The sequence below is a fragment of the Streptomyces sp. NPDC102283 genome (genome assembly GCF_044766265.1).
GTDB lineage: Bacteria > Actinomycetota > Actinomycetes > Streptomycetales > Streptomycetaceae > Streptomyces.
Genome location: NZ_JBIWLQ010000002.1, coordinates 511797 through 528471 on the forward strand (window position 1 = coordinate 511797; position 16675 = coordinate 528471).

Sequence of the window (16675 nt, forward strand, 5' to 3'; positions counted from 1 at the left end):
GTCATCCACTTCCGGAAAGCGCGCCGGCACCGGTGAGGAAGTCCAGGTGCCGGCGCAGCATTCGCTCGTCGGCCGGGGGAAACCCCACCCCCGCCCCGGCCGCAGCGGCCCAGGTGCGGGAGCAGTCGAACCGCGGGTGCGGGCGGGGGCGTTCGGGCAGGGAGAAGGCGAGCGGGGCGAAGGGCCCGGCCGGGTCGGCGAGCATCCGCTCCCGCCATCGGTGGTACGGCACCACCTCGGTCGGGTGACCGGCCGAGGTGAGGGCGGCGGCGAGGGCGGCACGGGTGAGGCCGCCGTCGCCGTGGTAGTGGTGGTCCCGGCCGAGGTGGTTCGGGGCCGGTGGGCCGAGGTGGTTCGGGGCCTGGGAGAGGGCGACGATGGCCGCGGCCACCGTGTCCACGGGCACCATGTCCAGCACCTCGGCGGTGTCCGGGACGGCACCGGCGGCGACGCATCCGGTGAGCCAGCGGCTGAACGCGGAGCGCGGGTCGGCGGCGCCGGTGGCGGTATCGCCGACGATGGCCGCGATGCGGTGGATCGAGACGGGCAGACCGTGGCCCCGGGCGGCGGCGGCCATGGCGTCGGCCACCCATTTGCTGAGGTCGTAGCCGCTGGTGAGGCCGCTCGGGTCGGTGGGGGCGTCTTCCTCGGTGACGACGCGGCCGTCGTAGGCCTCGCCGAGGAAGACGCCGAGGGTGGAGATCAGATGCAGTGGGGCGCCGCTGTCGCCGGCCAGGCGCAGGATCGCGGCGGTGGCGTCGACGTGGGCGGGTTTGAGGACATCGTAGGACGCGGCGAAATGCGGCACGGCGGCGTTGTGGTAGATCGCGTCCACGGTCGTGAGGGTGTCGTGATCCTCCGGGGACAGACCGAGGCCGGGTGCGGACAGGTCGCCGGGGACCGGGACCACGCGGTCGGTGACCGGCAGCCGATCGATCGAACCCGGGCGGACGAGGCAGTGGATCCGGGCGTCGGTCCGGGCCAGGAGCTGTTCGAGGAGGTGGCGGCCGAGGAAGCCGGTGGCACCGGTGAGCAGGATCGGGCGCGGCGCGCCGGCCGGGGGGACGCCGGGTGCGTGGACGGTGCGGAGCCGGATTTCGGTTGGGGGGACGGCGTCCGCGCGCAACCGGTCGACCGTCGGCAGGCCCGCCGAGGCGCCGTCGTCGATGGCTGCCGCGAACGCCGCAACGGTGGGTGCGGTGAACAGTGTGCGCATCGGCACCGTGACGCCGAGGCGGTCGCGGACGGCGGCGAGGACGTGGGCGGCGATGAGCGAGTGCCCGCCGATGGCGAAGAAGTCCGCGGTGCGGTCGATGTCGGAGCGGTCGATGTCGGAGCGGTCGATGTCGGAGCGGTCGAGAACGGCGGCCCAGACGGCGGCGACGGCTCGCTCGGTGGCGGTCCGAGGCGGATCCGCCGGGACGGAGGGGGTGAGGGGGGTGGTAGGAGGATCGGGGAGGGCGGTGTTGTCGACCTTGCCGGAGCTTCGGGTGGGCAGGGCGTCGAGGACGACCACGATGTCCGGCACGAGATGCGCGGGCAGGCGGTCGGCGCAGAAGGCGCGCAGGCCGGGACCGTCCGGGACGGCTACCCGCGAGTCGGAGGAGGCCGGATCGGGCGCGGTCGGGGTGGGTGCGGTCGGGGCCGGGGCGGATGCTTTCCCGGTAGGTGCGGTCGGAGCCGGGGCGCCGACGTAGCCGATGAGGCGATCGCCCCTGGCCACCACCACGGCCTCCGCGACGGCCGGGTGGGCGGCGAGCACCGCCGCCACCTCCCCCGGCTCCACCCGGTTGCCGCGGATCTTGACCTGGTCGTCGGCCCGGCCGACGAACTCGAGCGTGCCGTGGGGGTTCAGCCTCGCGAGGTCGCCGGTCCGGTACATGCGGGCGCCGGGGCGGTCACCGTACGGGTCGGCGAAGAACGCCGCGGCGGTCGCGGCCGGGTTTCCCCGGTACCCCCGGGCGGGCGCCGTCCCTCCGATGTAGACCTCACCGACCACGCCGACGGGTACCCGGCGCAGGGCCCGGTCGAGGAGGTGGACGCGGACGTGTCGCAGCGGGCGGCCGATCGGCAGTCGGGTGGGGTGCTCGCGGCCGTCGACGGTGCGGTGGCTGGTCGCGCAGACGGTGGCTTCGGTCGGGCCGTAGTGGTTGTGGAGGGGAATGCCGTGCTTCGCCCACGCGCGGACGGCCGCCGCCGGAACGATGTCGCCGCCGACCATCATGATCTCCAACGGGAGGCGCTCCCCGGCGAGATCGGCCACCCAGCGCTGCCAGAGGGGAGCCGCCGTGTCCACCGCGGAGACGCGGTGCTCGACGCAGAGCCCGAGGAGGTCCGGTCCGGTGAGGCCGCCCGGGTCGGGGTGGATCACCAGGGTGGCCCCGGCCGCGAGGACCGGGAAGATGTCGCCGAAGGCGGCGTCGAAGTGCAGGGGCGGGACCATGAGGAGGCGGTGCGCGGCGGTGAGGCCGTGTTCGGCGATGAACGCGGTGGTGAGGTTGAGGAGCGTGTCGTGCTGTACCTCGACGCCCTTGGGCTCGCCGGTGGATCCGGAGGTGTGGACGACGTAGGCGAGCTGGGTCGGGTGGATGGGTGTTGGTTCGTGGTGGCCCGGGGTCTGTTCGTGGTGGCCCGGGGTCTGTTCGTGGTGGCCGGGAGCCTGTTCGTAGTGGCCCGGGGTCTGTTCGTAGTGGCCCGGGGCCTGTTCGTGGTGGCCGGTGGTGGGGAGGGCGTCGCGGGTCAGGACGGTCCTCGCACCGGCGGCGGTGATCAGTGCCTGTTGGCGGGAGGGCGGCTGGGCGGGGTCGATGGGAACGAAGCATCCGCCCGCCTTGAGCACACCGAGGATCGCGATGATCGCGTCGGCGCCGGCCGGGATGGTGATCGCGACCGGTTCCTCGCTCCGGATGCCGGCGTCGCGCAGGTGGCGGGCGACGGCTGAGGATCCGCGGTCCAGGTCGCGGTAGGTGAGGGGCGTGGCGGCGAGGTCGAGGACGGCGATGGCGTCAGGGGTACGGGCGGTGTGGACCGCGATCAGGTCCACAACGGTCGTGGCGGCCGGTCGCGTGGGGACGGCCGGGCCGGTGGGCGGCGGGTCCGCTCGACCGGCGGAGACCGCCGGCTCGGACCGGATGCCGAGGGCAGTGTGGACGGCTCTGTCGGCCGGGGACAACAGGTCCAGGTGGGACAGGGGAAGACCGGGGTGGCGGGCCACGGTCTCCATGACCGCCAGCACCTGGTCGGCGATCCTGCTGATCGTGTCCGCCGCGTACCGGTCGGTGCGGTAGTCGATGAGGGCGGGCCAGTCGCCCTCGCGTTCCCTGATGTGGAGGGTGAGGTCGAAACGGCTGGTGGCACGGTCGATCGACAGGGGGGTGGTGGTCAGGCCGGTGAAGGTGACGGGGGCCGTCTCGCGGTTGAGGACCAGCATCGTCCGGAACAGGGGGTGGTCCTCCCGTGGGGCGGGGACCGTGGTGAGGATGTCGGCCAGGGAGATGTCCGCGTGGTCCATCGCGTCGGCCACCACCCCGGTGGCGTCGGCGAGCAGGTCGCGGGGGGTGGCTCGACGGTTCGTGCGGAGCCGGAGCGGAAGGGTCGTGACGAACATGCCGATCACGTCGTCCCACCCGGCCGGGCGAGTGCTGACCGGGGCACCGACGACGATCTCGTCACCGCCGTCCCGGGTGGAGGAGACGATGGCGAGGACGGCGAGGAGACCGGCGAAGGTGGTGGACCGCTCGCCCCGGCACCAGGTGGCGAAGCGGCGGGCGAGCCCGGCCGGGACGGTGAACCGGTGGGTGGCACCGGGGGCGGCGCCCGCACGGCGGCGGTGAGCCGGGCCGGGGCCGGACTCCGGGTGCGGTCCGGACTCCGGGTGCGACTCCGGGTGCGGTCCGGACTCCGGGTGCGGTGATCCGTCCGGTGTGGGGGCCCAGGCCGTGCCGTACGGGTGGTCCGGCGAGGGTCCGGAGGCAGGCGGGGCGTCGCGGAGCGCTTCGGCCCAGAATGCGGTGGTTCGTCGCCGTGGACCCACGACTGCCGGCGCGGGGACCGGTGGTAGCGGTGCGCTGGTCCTCGTGCTGGGCGCGGCCCCCGCCCCCTGGACATCCGTGGCACCGGGCAGGGGCGAGGAGGCCGGATCCACGGAGGTCATGGTCGTCAGCAGGATCGACATCGATGTGTCGTCGCAGATGATGTGGTGAGCGGTGATCGTCAGGAGATGCGTCGTGGGGGTGGTTCTGATCAGATGGGCTCGCACCAGCGGGCGCCGGGTCAGGTCGAAGGGGCGGTCGGCGTCCAGGGCGGCCAGTCGTTCGGCCTCCGGCCACGGGTCCGCGTGAGCGCTCAGGTCGGTGGTGCGCCAGGCCTTCGCCGGCAGTTCGTCCGTCCAGGGCGCCACGCTCAGCCGCGGGGTGTCGTCATGGACGACGATCGCCGATCGAAGGACGGGGTGGACGGCCAGGGTGTGGGCGAACCCGGCACGCAGGTCCGCCTCGTCGAGCACACCCTCCAGTCGGACCGCTGCGTGCACGACGTAGGCGCCGTCGTCCTGGCCCGCCCGGTGGATGATCCACAGTCCGTGCTGCGGGCCGGACAGCCCTCCTGGTGGAGCGGGCACCGGCCCGGAGTCGTCCGGAGTACCGGGATCGACCCGGCACGCATCGACCGCGGCGGCCAGGGCGGCGACGGTCGGGTTGGCGAACAGGGTTCTGATCGTCACCTCCACGCCTGTCGACGCGCCGATCCTGGCGACGGCCTTCACCGCCGCCAGGGAGTGTCCGCCGGACAGGAAGAAGTCGTCGTCGCGGTTGACCGGGCGAGCCAGCAGACCCGCGAAGATCTCCGCGATCGTGGTCTCCAGACCCGGACGGGGATCAGGGACGGCGGCATGCTCCGCCGGTGGGGGCAGAGCGCGTACGTTCAGCTTTCCGGAGCTGGTCAACGGGAACGCGTCCACGGACACCATCGCCGACGGCACCAGGTAGGCGGGAAGGAGACGGCTCAGCCGCTCCCGCACCCTCGGCCAGCGGGGCCGCCCGGCGGTCGGGATCACGTAGGCCACCAGGCGGTCACCGTCACCGGTCACACGGGCGTCGGCGACCTCCGGGTCCGCCCGCAGCGCCGCCTCCACCTCGGCCGGTTCCACCCGGTGGCCACGCACCTTGAGCTGCGCGTCCACCCGCCCGACGAACTCCACGGCACCGCCGGGCCGGCGCCGCGCCAGGTCGCCCGTCGCGTACATGCGCGCGCCGGGCACCGGTGAGTACGGGTCGGCGACGAACCTCGTCGCCGACCGGCCGGGCGCGCCGAGATAGCCGCGTGCCAGCGGGAAACCACCCAGGTACACCTCGCCGACCACGTCGTCGTCGACGGGTCGCAGGCCCGCGTTCAGCAGATGTACGGTGACGCCGTCGAGCGGGCCTCCGATACCGAACCGACCGTCTCGGCGGACCCGTTCGGCGGTCGACCAGATCGTCGTCTCGGTCGGGCCGTACGCGTTCCACAGCTCGGCCCCGCCCAGCGACCCGGCCAGCTCCGGCGTCAGCACCTCCCCGATCGACACCCGGACCCGCACGCACTCCGGCACGCCCCCGGCCGCCACCAGCACCGCCCACACCGACGGGGTGACCTGGACGACCGTGACCGCCTCGGCCCTGAGCCGCCGTGCCAGCGCGGGGCCGTCCACCACGATCTCCGGCGGCACCGTAGCCACCCGGGCGCCCACCGTCAGCGGCGCCACCAGTTCCCAGACCGAGATGTCGAACGCCGGGGAGATCAGGGCCGCCACCACGTCCCCGGCTCCCAGCCCCACCAACGCCGTCGACCGGGCCAGCATCCCGGCCACCGCGCGGTGCGGCACGCCCACCGCTTTCGGGCGGCCGGTCGACCCGGACGTGTGGAGCACGTACGCCAGTGACTCGGGTGCGATGCCGGGATCGACGCGCTCGAACTCCGCCGGCAGCTCCGGGAGTTCGGTCAGCACGAGGCGGGCGGCCCCGGTGACGGCCCGGCGCCGCTGCTCGGGCCACAGCGGTTCCACCGGCACGTACACCGCGCCCGCCCGCCAGATCCCGAGGATGGCCACCACCAGGTCCGTGCCGCGCGGCAGGTCCACCGCGACCCACGCCTCCGGCCCGGCGCCCTTCGACCGCAGCACCGAGGCCAGCGCCGCCGAACGGCGCTCCAGCCCGGCGTAGGACAGCTCCCCCACCGCGAGGCCGTCCGCGCCGAACCGGATCAGCTCCAGCACGGTCGACGGCGCCGGTCCACCGGCCGGCCCGGCCGCCGACGCGGCCACCACCGACTCCCCTGCCGTCAACGCCGACAACCGGCAATCGGGTTCGGCGCACGCGCGGTCCAGCAAGGCCAGCAGCCGCCCGGCGACACCGTCGACCGTCGCCCCGTCGAACAGGTCCGTGTCGTGCTCGGTGACCACGGCCATCTCCGCGCCGCCGGACTCCACCATCACGGTGAGGTCGACATCGGCCGTGCCCGTGTCCGGCAGCATCCGTTCGGCCCGCACGCCGGGGAGCACCACTTCGGGCGGGTCCTGCATCACGAGGTGCGCCTGGCACAGCGGCGCGTGGCTCGGGTCGCGGGAGGCGCCGACCGCCTCGACGATCCGGTCGAACGGAACCGCCGCGCCGCCCAGTCCCGCCGCGACCGCGCGGCGGGCCCTGGCCACCAGTTCGCGGAACGTCGGATCGCCGCCGATCCCCACCCGCAACGGCACCGGGTTCACGAACATCCCGACGACGCCGGCGAACTCCGGTCCCGGCCGCCCGGAGACCAGGGTGGCGACCACTACGTCGTCCTGACCCGCCGTCGTGCCCAACGTGGCAGTGTACGCGGCCTGCAGCACGACGAACGGGGTGGCGCGCGTGGCGCGGGCGAGCGCGCCGATCCGCGCGGTGAGCCCCTCGGGAACGGCGTGGCGGCGCAGCTCCCCCCGGAAGGCGCGCATCCTGGGGCGGGGCCGGTCGGTGGGCAGGGTGAGCAGGTCCGGCACACCGTCCAGATCGGACACCCGGCGGGACGGGTCGTGGTCGACGATGTCCGGCGGCGCTCCGGGATCCGGCAGCTGCCGGGCCGGGTCGGCGTACAGGGCTCCGATCTCCCCGCACAGCACCGACAGCGACCTGCCGTCGACGACCGCGTGATGCGTGTTGATCACGAGGATGTGGTCGGTCGGCGTGATCCGGCCCAGCCGGATCCGGAACAACGGCCCGGTGCGCAGGTCGAACGGCTCCCGTGCGGCCCGCGCGGCGAACGCCGCGGCGTCCGCGGCCGGCACCGTCCGCACCACGACCTCCGCGGCGCCCACCGGACCCACCCGTCCGACCGGCTCCCCGTCGACCTCGTCGAACGTGGTGCGCAGCACCGGGTGCCGGGCCACCACCAGATCCGCCGCACGCCGGAGCGCGTCCACGGACACGGGGCCGGCCAGCCGGAACACCGCCGGGTTGTTGTGCAGGGGTGCGCCATCGGCGAACGCCTCGAGGAACCACAGCCGTCGGGCCCCGGGCGGGAGCGGCACCGTCATCGGTTCGCTCCCCGGTCTCCGAAGCGCAGCCGGTACGCCGCCAGATGCTCCGGGTCCGCCCGCAGGAACGGCGCGTCGGCGGCCACCATGTGCCGCACCGCGAGCAACGGCAGCGGGCTGCGCATCGGCCGGAACTCGGCGTTCCACAGACCGGGCGCGGACGGCGGTCCCGGGTGGAACTCACCGATCATCAGGCCGCGTTCGACGAACCCGGGCTTCAGCTCCCGCTGTGCGCGGTCGATCTCCCCGGGCGTGACGTCCGGCAGCACCACCAGGACCGTCCGGTATCTGGCCCCCGGACCCTCACGCGGCGGCAGGTCGGGGAACCAGTCGCGGTAGGCGGTCATCACCGCCCGCAGGTCCGGCCGTCCGGGGTGTACGGCGAGGAAGAGCCCGCCCCGTTCCAGCGAGACGGCCGTGTACGGGCAGACGTCGCCGCCCCGACCCAGCTCGGGGTGCGGTCGGCACAGGTAGGACCGCGCCCATGCCAGTACCACCTCGGCGGCGGCCGGCAGATCCGGGTGATCCGGCTCGAACAGCGCGACGTCGCCCGCCGGGTGGCTCACCATCTCCCGCTCCGCTTCCGCCGCGCCGCGGCGAGCAACGCGAGTCCGCCCAGCCCGCCCAGCCCGGCGAGCCCGCCGAGGAGGCGGTCCTGGCGGCGGGCCCGGTAGAGCGCCTCGCCGTACGGGAGGCTGCTGTGGCTGATCATCGCGTACAGCGTCCGCCACCCCGGTATCAGGCGGGCGAGCGCGAAGTCGATCCGCTTGCGGGCCAGGAACACCGGTGACCGCACCCGGTCGCGCAGCTCCACGAAGTTGCGCGCGGACAACTCGGCGAGCACGTCGGTGTGCGGGCGGCGGCGGGCCTCGAACGCGGCGAGCGCGTCGCCAGGGGCGTGCTCGGCGAGACACGTGTCGAGCACCGCGCAGTCCTCGAACGCGGCGTTCATCCCCTGGCCGTAGAACGGGAACACGGCGTGCGCGGCGTCGCCGACGAGGACGACACGGTCGTGCTGCCACGGCGCGGTGCGCACCGACACCAGGCTGCCGGGCTCCTGCGCTAGAAACTGCGTGACCAGGTCCGGCACCAGATCGGTCAGGTCGCCGAACTCCTCGGCCAGGAACGCCCCGGCCCGCACCGGGTCGCGCAGCCCCGCGAACCCGGTGTCGCCGTCGAACGGCAGGAACACCGTGCCGGTCAGCGATCCGTCCGGGTTGGGGTGTGCCACCACCAGGCCCCGCCGGCTCGGCCATACGTGCAGCGCCTCCGGTCGGTCGACGGTCGGGATGGTGAACTCCCGGTAGCCCCAGTCCAGGTGCGTCTGGTGGAACTCGGCGCGCACCCGGCGGTGCAGGTGCGTGCGCACGGTCGAGTACGCCCCGTCCGCGCCCACGACGAGATCCGCCGGGAACGTCCGGTCCGGGGTCCGCACCTCGGTACCGGCCAGGCCGGTGACGTGCTGCCCGAACCACAGCCGCAGCAGGGGAGTCGACGCGGCGGCGTCGAGCAGGGCGATGTTGAGGTCGTGGCGGCGGACCGAGTGCAGCACCTCGGTGTCGTCCGCGCCGTAGGGCTGGTAGGTGACCCGGCCGCCGAGGTGGACGATCCGCCCGCGCATGGGAACCGCTCGGTCCAGGGCCTCCTCCAGGAGGCCGATGTCGCGCAACGCCGCCCGCCCGCGTTCGGACAGCCCGACGCTGATCGAGGCGGCTTCCGGGCCGTTCGTGCCGCGCGGGTCGCCGCGCCGCTCCACCACGTCCACCCGGTGGCCGCGGCGGGCCAGCCGGATCGCCAGCATGGTTCCGGCCATACCCGCCCCGACGATGACGACGTTCATGTCCGGCCCCCGGCCGAGTCAACCGGGTTCGTCGGGTCCACCGGGTCCACCAGGTCCGTCACGGACAGGGCTTCGGCGAGATCGGCGGGTGTGGAGGCGTCGAACACGGTGACCACGGACGCGTCCACGGCCAGTTCGACGCGAATCCGGCTGACCAGCGCGGTGGCCGTGAGCGAGGTACCGCCGAGAGCGAAGAAGTCGTCGTCGGGCGCGACCGAGTCCACCGACAGCACCTCGGCGAACAACCGGGCCAGGTCGTCGGCGAGCGCGCCCGACGCCCGCGGCGCGGGCTCGGCGAACGCGGCCCGGTCCAGCTTCCCGTTGGGGGTCGACGGGAAGTGCCCGACCACCTCGATCAGGTCCGGGACGAGGTGGGCCGGCAGCCGCTCGGCGAGGTGCGCGCGCAGGTCCGGCACGCTCGCCCCGCGCGGCAGCACGTAGCCCACCAGGTAGGCGCCGAGCGGACCGGAGCGAGCGACGACCGCCGCCCGCGCCACCGCCGGGTGAGCGCCGAGCGCGGCCTCCACCTCGGCCGGTTCGACCCGGTGGCCGCGGATCTTCACCTGGTCGTCGGCCCGGCCGAGGAACAGCAGGTCACCGCCTGGCAGCACGCGGACCAGGTCGCCGGTGCGGAACATGCGCGACCCGGGCGGGCCCCACGGGTCGGCGACGAAGCGCTGCGCGGTCGGCCCGGGACAGCCCAGATAGCCGCGCGCGACCCCGGCGCCGCCGATGTACAGCTCGCCCTCGGCGGCCGGGGCGCACGTCTCGTCGAGCACCCGTAGGCCGGTGCCGGGGATCGCCGTCCCGATCGGCACCACCGGACCGTCGGCGAGCGGCGCGCTCATGGTGGCGCACGCCGTGGTCTCGGTCGGGCCGTAAGCGTTGATCATCCGGCGGCCGGCGGACCATCGGGCGACGAGGTCCGGGCCCAGCGCCTCCCCAGCGACGATCAGGCAGGCGACCGAAGGCAGCGCCATGTCCGGCTGGGTGGCGAGCGCGCTCGGTGGCATGCACACATGGGTGACGCCGTGCTCGGCGATGAAGCGGGCGAACGGTTCGCCGGGCGGAAGGCCCTCGGGCGGCGCGAGAACGAGCGTGGCACCGGTGAGCAGCGCCATGCACAGGTCGGCGACGGCCACGTCGAAGCCGACCGACGCGTACTGCAGCACCCGGGCGCCCGGTCGGGCGTCGAAGCGTTCCCGTTGCGCCGCGACGAGGTGAGCGATCCCCGCGTGGGAAACGACCACACCCTTGGGCCTTCCGGTCGAGCCGGAGGTGTAGATGACGTAGGCGGCGCATGCCGGATCGGGTTCCGCCACCGGGGCGGCGGGCGCCGCCGCGGCCTCCAGCGCCCGCAACTCCCCCGGTGTCAGCACCAGGGCGGGACAGGCGTCGGCGAGCACGGCGGCCACCCGGTCCGGCGGTTGGGCGGAGTCGACCGGCAGGTACGCGGCTCCCGCGGCGAGCACGGCGACGACGGCCACCACCATGTCCGCGCCGCGCGGGATCGCGACGGCGACGATGTCGTCCGGCCCGATCCCGCGGTCTCGCAGCCCACCCGCCACCGCACAGGCGCGGGCGTCGAGCTCACCGTAGGTGAGCGTGCCGTCGGCGGCGACAACCGCGACCGCCTCAGGGGCCCGGGCGACCTGGCGCCGGAACATCCCCACCATCGTCCCGGCCGGTAAGGAATTCACCGTATCTATTCGCGCTTCCACTGCCGTTTCACACTCCGTGACCCACGGAAATCCATTGGGGGAACGAGAGAACTCTGTCCCATAAATCAGATCGGTGTCAACGAGGGCGACCGGCTGCTTATCCCGACGCTCACCCCATGCGCCGACCACCGGGGCAATTATGAGAACTTACTAAGGGAAACTTTGTCTCGCCGCTCTGTTCGGTGCCATAACCTGGCCAGTATCTTGTAGCCGCTTACCGAGATCTGATCGGTTACGCACTGCCGAGCGTGACCCGTCGTGCTCGGAAATGGGTTGGCCCATCTGGAGGAGTTCGGATGAGCGGGACATCGCCGGCTACGCGACCGGGGGACACGCCACCGACGTTCGTGCCGATCGACCAGCTGACCGAAACGTGTCTCGTGCGGGTCGCCGGCTCCTGCCCCGACCACGTCAGCACGCTCGCGCAGTGCCCGGACGGCCTCCCGCCGATCCTCGTGCACCGGCCGACCATGCGGGTGGTAGACGGCGAACACCGCCTGCGCGCGGCCAAGCTGCGCGGGGACACCACCATCGGTGTGCGGTTCGTCGACGGGCCGGAGGAGGACGCGTTCGTGCTGGCCGTGAGCGCCAACGTGGCCCAGGGACTGCCGCTGACGCTGGCCGACCGCACCGCCGCCGCCTCCCGGATCCTCTCGTCGCATCCGCACTTCTCGGACCGCCTGATCGCGTCGACAGCCGGATTGTCCACCAAGACGGTGGCCGCGATCCGGCAGCGTACAACCGGGGAAATGACTCAGTTGCACACCCGCCTCGGCCGCGACGGGAAAGTGCGTCCACTCGACGCCTCTCACGGACGCATGACGGCGAGTCAGGCGATTGTGAACGATCCGGGTCTTTCGTTGCGGGCGATCGCCCGCATCGCCGGGATATCGGTCGGCACCGCCCGGGATGTCCGGGAAAGAATGCGCCGCGGCGAGGATCCCATTCCGCTGCGGCATCGCCTTTCCGCCGAGCACCGCGCGGAAAGCGGTCTACCGGAAAGCAGCACACCGGAGAACAACGCACCGGGCAGCGACACCGGCGGTGACCAGGGCGCCACGGGCACCTCTCGCGCCGAACGGGAACGGTTCCTGCTGTCGCTGCGCACCGATCCGTCGTTGCGCTTCTCCGAGATCGGCCGCGCGCTCCTGCGGCTGCTCGACGCCAACACCCTCGACACCGCGCAGTGGGACAGCCTCGCCGCCGCCGTCCCCCAGCGCTGGTCACCGGTGGTCGCCGACCTCGCCATGGACTGCGCGGCCGACTGGTCGGCGCTCGCCTGCCGGGTCCGCGAGCAGGTCCGCGTCAGCGCGTGAGTCCGGCGCGCACGCCACGGCGATCGCCGCCACCACCTGGACCACCGCGAACAGCGCGACCACCGGAAGCAGCGACGACGAGCCGCCGGTGACCGCGACCGCGACCAGCGGCCAGAAGCTGGAGATCGTGACGCCCACCTGGTAGGTCACGGCGATCGCGGAGAACCGCACCATGGTCGGGAACAGGTCCACCAGGAACGCCGCGAGGCCGCCGTAGATCGCGCCGTGCGCGATGGTCAGCGCGGGGACGAGCACCAGGGCGATCAGCGTCGGATCGCCCGAGGACAGCCAGGCGCCCGCCGGGATCATCGCCACCACCGCGACCACGTAGCCGAAGATCATGACCTTCCGGCGGCCGAACCGATCGGACAGCGCGCCGAACACCGGCAGTGTCACGCACTCTCCCAGGGCCGCGATCATCAGCCCGGTCAGCACGGTCGACCGCACCTCCGGTCCGGCCTTCGCCGCGTGCGCCACCAGGAACACGGTGAACATCGCGATCACCGACCCGGTGCCGAGCGAGGCGAGGATGCCGATCACCACGCGGCGGGGCCACCGCCGCAGCACCATGATCACCGGCACCCGGGCGGCACGGTTCTCCGCCCGGCCACGCACGAACTCCGGTGTCTCCTCGATCCCCAGCCGGACCCAGATGCCGATGCCGACCAGGACGACCGACCCCAGGAACGGCAGCCGCCACCCCCAGGTCAGGAAGTCCTCCTCGGGCAGCCCGGAGATCAGCACGAAGGTCAGGTTGCTGCCGAACAACGCCAGCGCGAAGCCCATCGCGGGCCAGCTGCTGAAGAAGCCCCGGCGGGTGGGCGGCCCGTGTTCGGTGCTGAGCAGCACCGCGCTTCCCCATTCGCCACCGATGCCGATGCCCTGGGCGACGCGCAACGTCACCAACAGGACCGGCGCGAGGACACCGGCCGTGTCATACGTGGGCAGCAGGCCGACGCCGAACGTGGCGACGCCCATGACGAGCAGCGTCCACACCATCATCGACTTGCGGCCCACCCGGTCGCCGAAGTGGCCGAACAGCAGGCCGCCCAGCGGGCGCGCGACGAACCCGGCCGCGTAGGTGGCGAACGACGCGAGCACACCGCCGGCAGCCGACGATCCCGGGAAGAACAGCGGGCCGAACACCAGCGCGGACGCCGTCGCGTACAGGTAGAAGTCGTACCACTCGATGGCGGTGCCGATCGTGCTCGCGATCAGCACCCGCCGGACCGAGCGAGGCTCCGTGGTCCCTCCTGGTTTCACGCGTCCTCATCGGAGACGAGAAGCCGTCCGCCGACTTCGTGGGGATCGGCGGCGAGGTCGTAGGCCCACACCTGGCGCCCGTCCGCCTCCCAGATCACCTTCCGCCCGTCCGCCCGCACCGCGTGCAGCGCCTTCAGGTCCGGGTAGTCGTCGGAGGCGGTGGCCCGCTCCTGCGGGAAGTAGGTCTCCGCGTACGCCTCGCGGGACGCTCCGGTGCCGTCCGCGAAGAACTCGGTCAGCGAGGCGCCGTCCGACGACAGCGGGTCCAGCCCGAGATGGTCGAGCACCGTCGGCATGATGTCGACCAGCCGCACCTGGCTGTCCACGCTCATCCCCACCGGTACCCCGGGGCCGCTGATGACCAGCGGCACATGCTGGGTCGCGTCGAACAGCAGGCAGCCGTGGCCCTCCTCGTACGGGTGGCCGAGGTCGCCGGCGTGGTCGTTGGGGTACCAGCCGGCCAGGTCCTCGCCGTGATCGGAGAAGCACACCACCAGCGTCGACTCGATGTCGTGGCCCATCTCGGCGATGCGGCGCAGCAGGAGTTGGACGTAGTGGTCGGTGTAGGCGATCTCGCCCTCGTACGGGTTCGCCACCTCGACGCCGACGTCCTCCGGCGGCTCGTACGGCCAGTGCGCGTCGAAGAAGTGCGCGAACAGGAAGAACGGGCCGGCGCCGTCCAGCGACCGGAGCCAGTCGGTGGCGCGGTCGACCACCAGCGGCGCGCGCTTGAGCGCCAGCCCGCGCAGCTTCACGTCACCGACCGACAGCGGGTCGCGGCCGTCCGGCAGCAGCGGGATCTCGTCGTCGTAGAAGTCGAACCCGCGGTCCATCCCGTACCACTGGTTCATGCCGGGGCAGGACACCACCGCGCCGGTCGTGTACCCGGCCGCCGACAGGCACTCCGCCAGCGTCGGCACCCGCTGGTCCAGCGCTTCGCGGAACAGGTGCCTGACCCCGTGGCGGGGCGGCTGGAGCCCGGTGAACACCGTGGCGTGGCTGACCGGTGTCAGCGGACACGACGAGATCGCCTGCGTGAAGCTGACCCCGCTCGCGCGCAGCCGCTCGATGCCGGGGTACTTCCCCGAATAGGCCACGTCGGCGCGCACGGTGTCCAGGGAGATGAACAGAATGTTCGGCTGTGTGGTCACCGGGACACCTCGGTATTCCTTAGTCGACGCCAGCGGCCCCGAAGGCTAACAACGGGCTCCCCGCGTACGACAACGTCGAACTGTGCGGCCTGAACACCGATGCCGAACAGCACGTCCCGCTCCTACAGTTACGCGGCGGAGACTCCACGACCGTGAAGCGAGGGAGCATTCACATGGCGCGCAAGTTGTCCCTGGCCCTGGAGCTGTATGCCGACGCGAACGGCGCCGTCGACCAGCGCTACATCGATCAGATGCGCAACCAGGACGCCGAACCGGTGCCGGTCGATCCCGTGCTGCCGAGGTTCACCCTCGTCGTCGGGCCCTCGCCGTTCACCATGCCGCGCGGCTGGGAGTTCTTCCTCACCTCGCCCTACGAAGGTGCGACGTACATCTCGACCGTGCTGCACAACGCCGGATATCCGGTGCGCATCGTCGACGTCCGCTTCACCCCGAACCCGCTGCAGGCGGCGTACGAGCAGATCAACGAAGGCACCGATGTGCTCGGCCTGTGCACGTTCGAGGACAACTTCCCCTTCTGCCGCGCGCTGATGGCGATGGTCCGCGCAGCGCACCCGGACATCCCGATCATCTGCGGCGGCTCGCTGGTCACTTCCGTTCCGTCGATATTCATGTCGGACACCGACTGCGACATCGCGGTGATCAGCGAGGGCGAGATCACCATCCTGGAGCTGATGGAGAGTTACGCCCGCGGCTCGTGGCAGCGGGACCTCCCGACCGTCAAGGGCATCTGCTACCGGGACGAGAAGGGACACGCGCGCCGCACGCCGCCGCGCGGCCAGATGATGGATCTCGACGCGCTGCCCAGGATGCGGCTCGACCTGTGGCCCCAGGCGCGGTCGCCGCTCGGCATGCAGCCGCAGGTGATCGCGTCCTACAGCCGCGGCTGCAAGATGGACTGCTCGTTCTGCTACCGCACCACCCCGCAGGTGCGGGCGAAGTCGCCGGAGAAGATGGACCGCGACCTCGACTGGCTGAAGACCCAGTACGGCGTGGAGTTCTGCTTCTTCGTCGACCTCACGTTCAGCTCGCACCGCGGCCAGACCATCGAGATGTGCGACGTGATCTCCCAGCACGATCTGCGGTGGACCTGTCTGACCCGGTGCGCCGACATGGACGTACCGCGCATCGACGCGATGCGGGAGGCGGGCGCGGACATCATCCTGTACGGCGTCGAGTCGCTGGGCCGCGAGGTGTTGCGCGAGGCCCGCAAGGGCAGCAGCGAGAACCTGACCGTCCGCGCCATGCGCACCACGTTCGAGGGCGGCGTGCGGTTCGGCTCGCTGCTCATCGTCGGTCTGCCGAACGAGACCGAGGAGTCCCTGTCGGACATGGTGCGGTTCGCCGAGCAGTACAACCATGTGACCCGGGTGAAGTACCTGTCGGCCATGCCCGGTACGACGGTGTACCAGGACGCGGTGCGGAACAAGGTGATTCGCACCGAGATCGACCACCTGAACTGGCTGTCGGTCGAACAGGCGCTGCACGAGGACGAGTTCCTCAACGTGAGCGGGCTGCCCGAGCAGGTCTGCCGGGACGCGTACAAGCGTGTGTACGACGCCTATCAGCCCGGCCCGGTGATGGACTTCCAGCACTGGCCGGAGCACTTCCAGTACTTCCACCCGCAGCCGGCCGACGGCACCGAGCGGTCGACGTCGTACGCCGGGAACGGCTGGCGCGCGGAGTGGAGTTCCGCCGCCGCGCCGCTGGTTCCCGGTTCCGAGCAGTACACGTTGGACAAGGTGGCCGACCCGGAGGTGGCCGCGGTCGGGAGCACGCTGATGGACTGCGGCGCGAAGAAGCTCGCGGTAGGGGGCTGACCG

At 72.5% G+C, this 16675-nt stretch carries 8 protein-coding genes; 2 read left to right on the forward strand and 6 right to left on the reverse strand.

The genetic code is table 11. The features are described 5' to 3' along the window. Nucleotide 1: 1 nt before the first annotated feature. From ACIRJT_RS06610 to ACIRJT_RS06625, 4 genes are read right to left on the reverse strand one after another with little or no spacing between them, the layout of a single operon-like run. Nucleotides 2-7543 carry an amino acid adenylation domain-containing protein gene (locus ACIRJT_RS06610; protein WP_403905367.1) on the reverse strand — a complete coding sequence of 2514 codons (7542 nt, stop codon included), beginning with the start codon at nt 7541-7543 and terminating at the stop codon, nt 2-4. Next, the gene (locus tag ACIRJT_RS06615; protein ID WP_403905368.1) at nt 7540-8112 is read right to left on the reverse strand and encodes a DUF6875 domain-containing protein; all 573 of its coding nucleotides are present in this window, start codon (nt 8110-8112) and stop codon (nt 7540-7542) included. Before ACIRJT_RS06615 ends, ACIRJT_RS06610 begins: the two co-directional genes overlap by 4 nt. After that, entirely contained in the window at nt 8106-9383 is a 1278-nt protein-coding gene (locus ACIRJT_RS06620) for an FAD-dependent oxidoreductase (protein ID WP_403905371.1), read from the reverse strand. Before ACIRJT_RS06620 ends, ACIRJT_RS06615 begins: the two co-directional genes overlap by 7 nt. Further along, complete coding sequence (locus ACIRJT_RS06625; protein ID WP_403905490.1) at nt 9380-11059, reverse strand: non-ribosomal peptide synthetase; 1680 nt, start codon at nt 11057-11059, stop codon at nt 9380-9382. The genes ACIRJT_RS06620 and ACIRJT_RS06625 overlap by 4 nt, the downstream gene beginning before the upstream one ends. 341 nt (nt 11060-11400) lie before the next feature. Here ACIRJT_RS06625 and ACIRJT_RS06630 point away from each other — a divergent pair, with 341 nt between their 5' ends. Further along, on the forward strand, nt 11401-12420 hold the full coding sequence (locus ACIRJT_RS06630; RefSeq protein ID WP_403905374.1) for a ParB N-terminal domain-containing protein: 1020 nt from the start codon (nt 11401-11403) through the stop codon (nt 12418-12420). Here the strand turns inward: ACIRJT_RS06630 and ACIRJT_RS06635 are convergent. Both ACIRJT_RS06635 and ACIRJT_RS06640 read right to left on the reverse strand, forming a co-directional pair. After that, on the reverse strand, nt 12328-13683 hold the full coding sequence (locus ACIRJT_RS06635) for an MFS transporter (protein ID WP_403905377.1): 1356 nt from the start codon (nt 13681-13683) through the stop codon (nt 12328-12330). The two genes, ACIRJT_RS06630 and ACIRJT_RS06635, sit on opposite strands and share 93 nt — an antisense overlap. Beyond that, nucleotides 13680-14834, reverse strand: a complete 1155-nt coding sequence (locus ACIRJT_RS06640) for a sulfatase (RefSeq protein WP_403905380.1) — start codon at nt 14832-14834, stop codon at nt 13680-13682. The genes ACIRJT_RS06635 and ACIRJT_RS06640 overlap by 4 nt, the downstream gene beginning before the upstream one ends. A gap of 173 nt (nt 14835-15007) precedes the next feature. Between ACIRJT_RS06640 and ACIRJT_RS06645 the strand changes: the two genes are divergently transcribed. Beyond that, on the forward strand, nt 15008-16672 hold the full coding sequence (locus tag ACIRJT_RS06645) for a B12-binding domain-containing radical SAM protein (RefSeq protein ID WP_403905383.1): 1665 nt from the start codon (nt 15008-15010) through the stop codon (nt 16670-16672). Nucleotides 16673-16675: the final 3 nt, after the last annotated feature.

Coding starts and splice junctions, on each gene's coding strand:
- ACIRJT_RS06610 (WP_403905367.1), bottom strand. CDS start 7,543: ATGACGGTGCCGCTCCCGCCCGGGGCCCGACGGCTGTGGTTCCTCGAG.
- ACIRJT_RS06615 (WP_403905368.1), bottom strand. CDS start 8,112: ATGGTGAGCCACCCGGCGGGCGACGTCGCGCTGTTCGAGCCGGATCAC.
- ACIRJT_RS06620 (WP_403905371.1), bottom strand. CDS start 9,383: ATGAACGTCGTCATCGTCGGGGCGGGTATGGCCGGAACCATGCTGGCG.
- ACIRJT_RS06625 (WP_403905490.1), bottom strand. CDS start 11,059: ATGGTGGGGATGTTCCGGCGCCAGGTCGCCCGGGCCCCTGAGGCGGTC.
- ACIRJT_RS06630 (WP_403905374.1), top strand. CDS start 11,401: ATGAGCGGGACATCGCCGGCTACGCGACCGGGGGACACGCCACCGACG.
- ACIRJT_RS06645 (WP_403905383.1), top strand. CDS start 15,008: ATGGCGCGCAAGTTGTCCCTGGCCCTGGAGCTGTATGCCGACGCGAAC.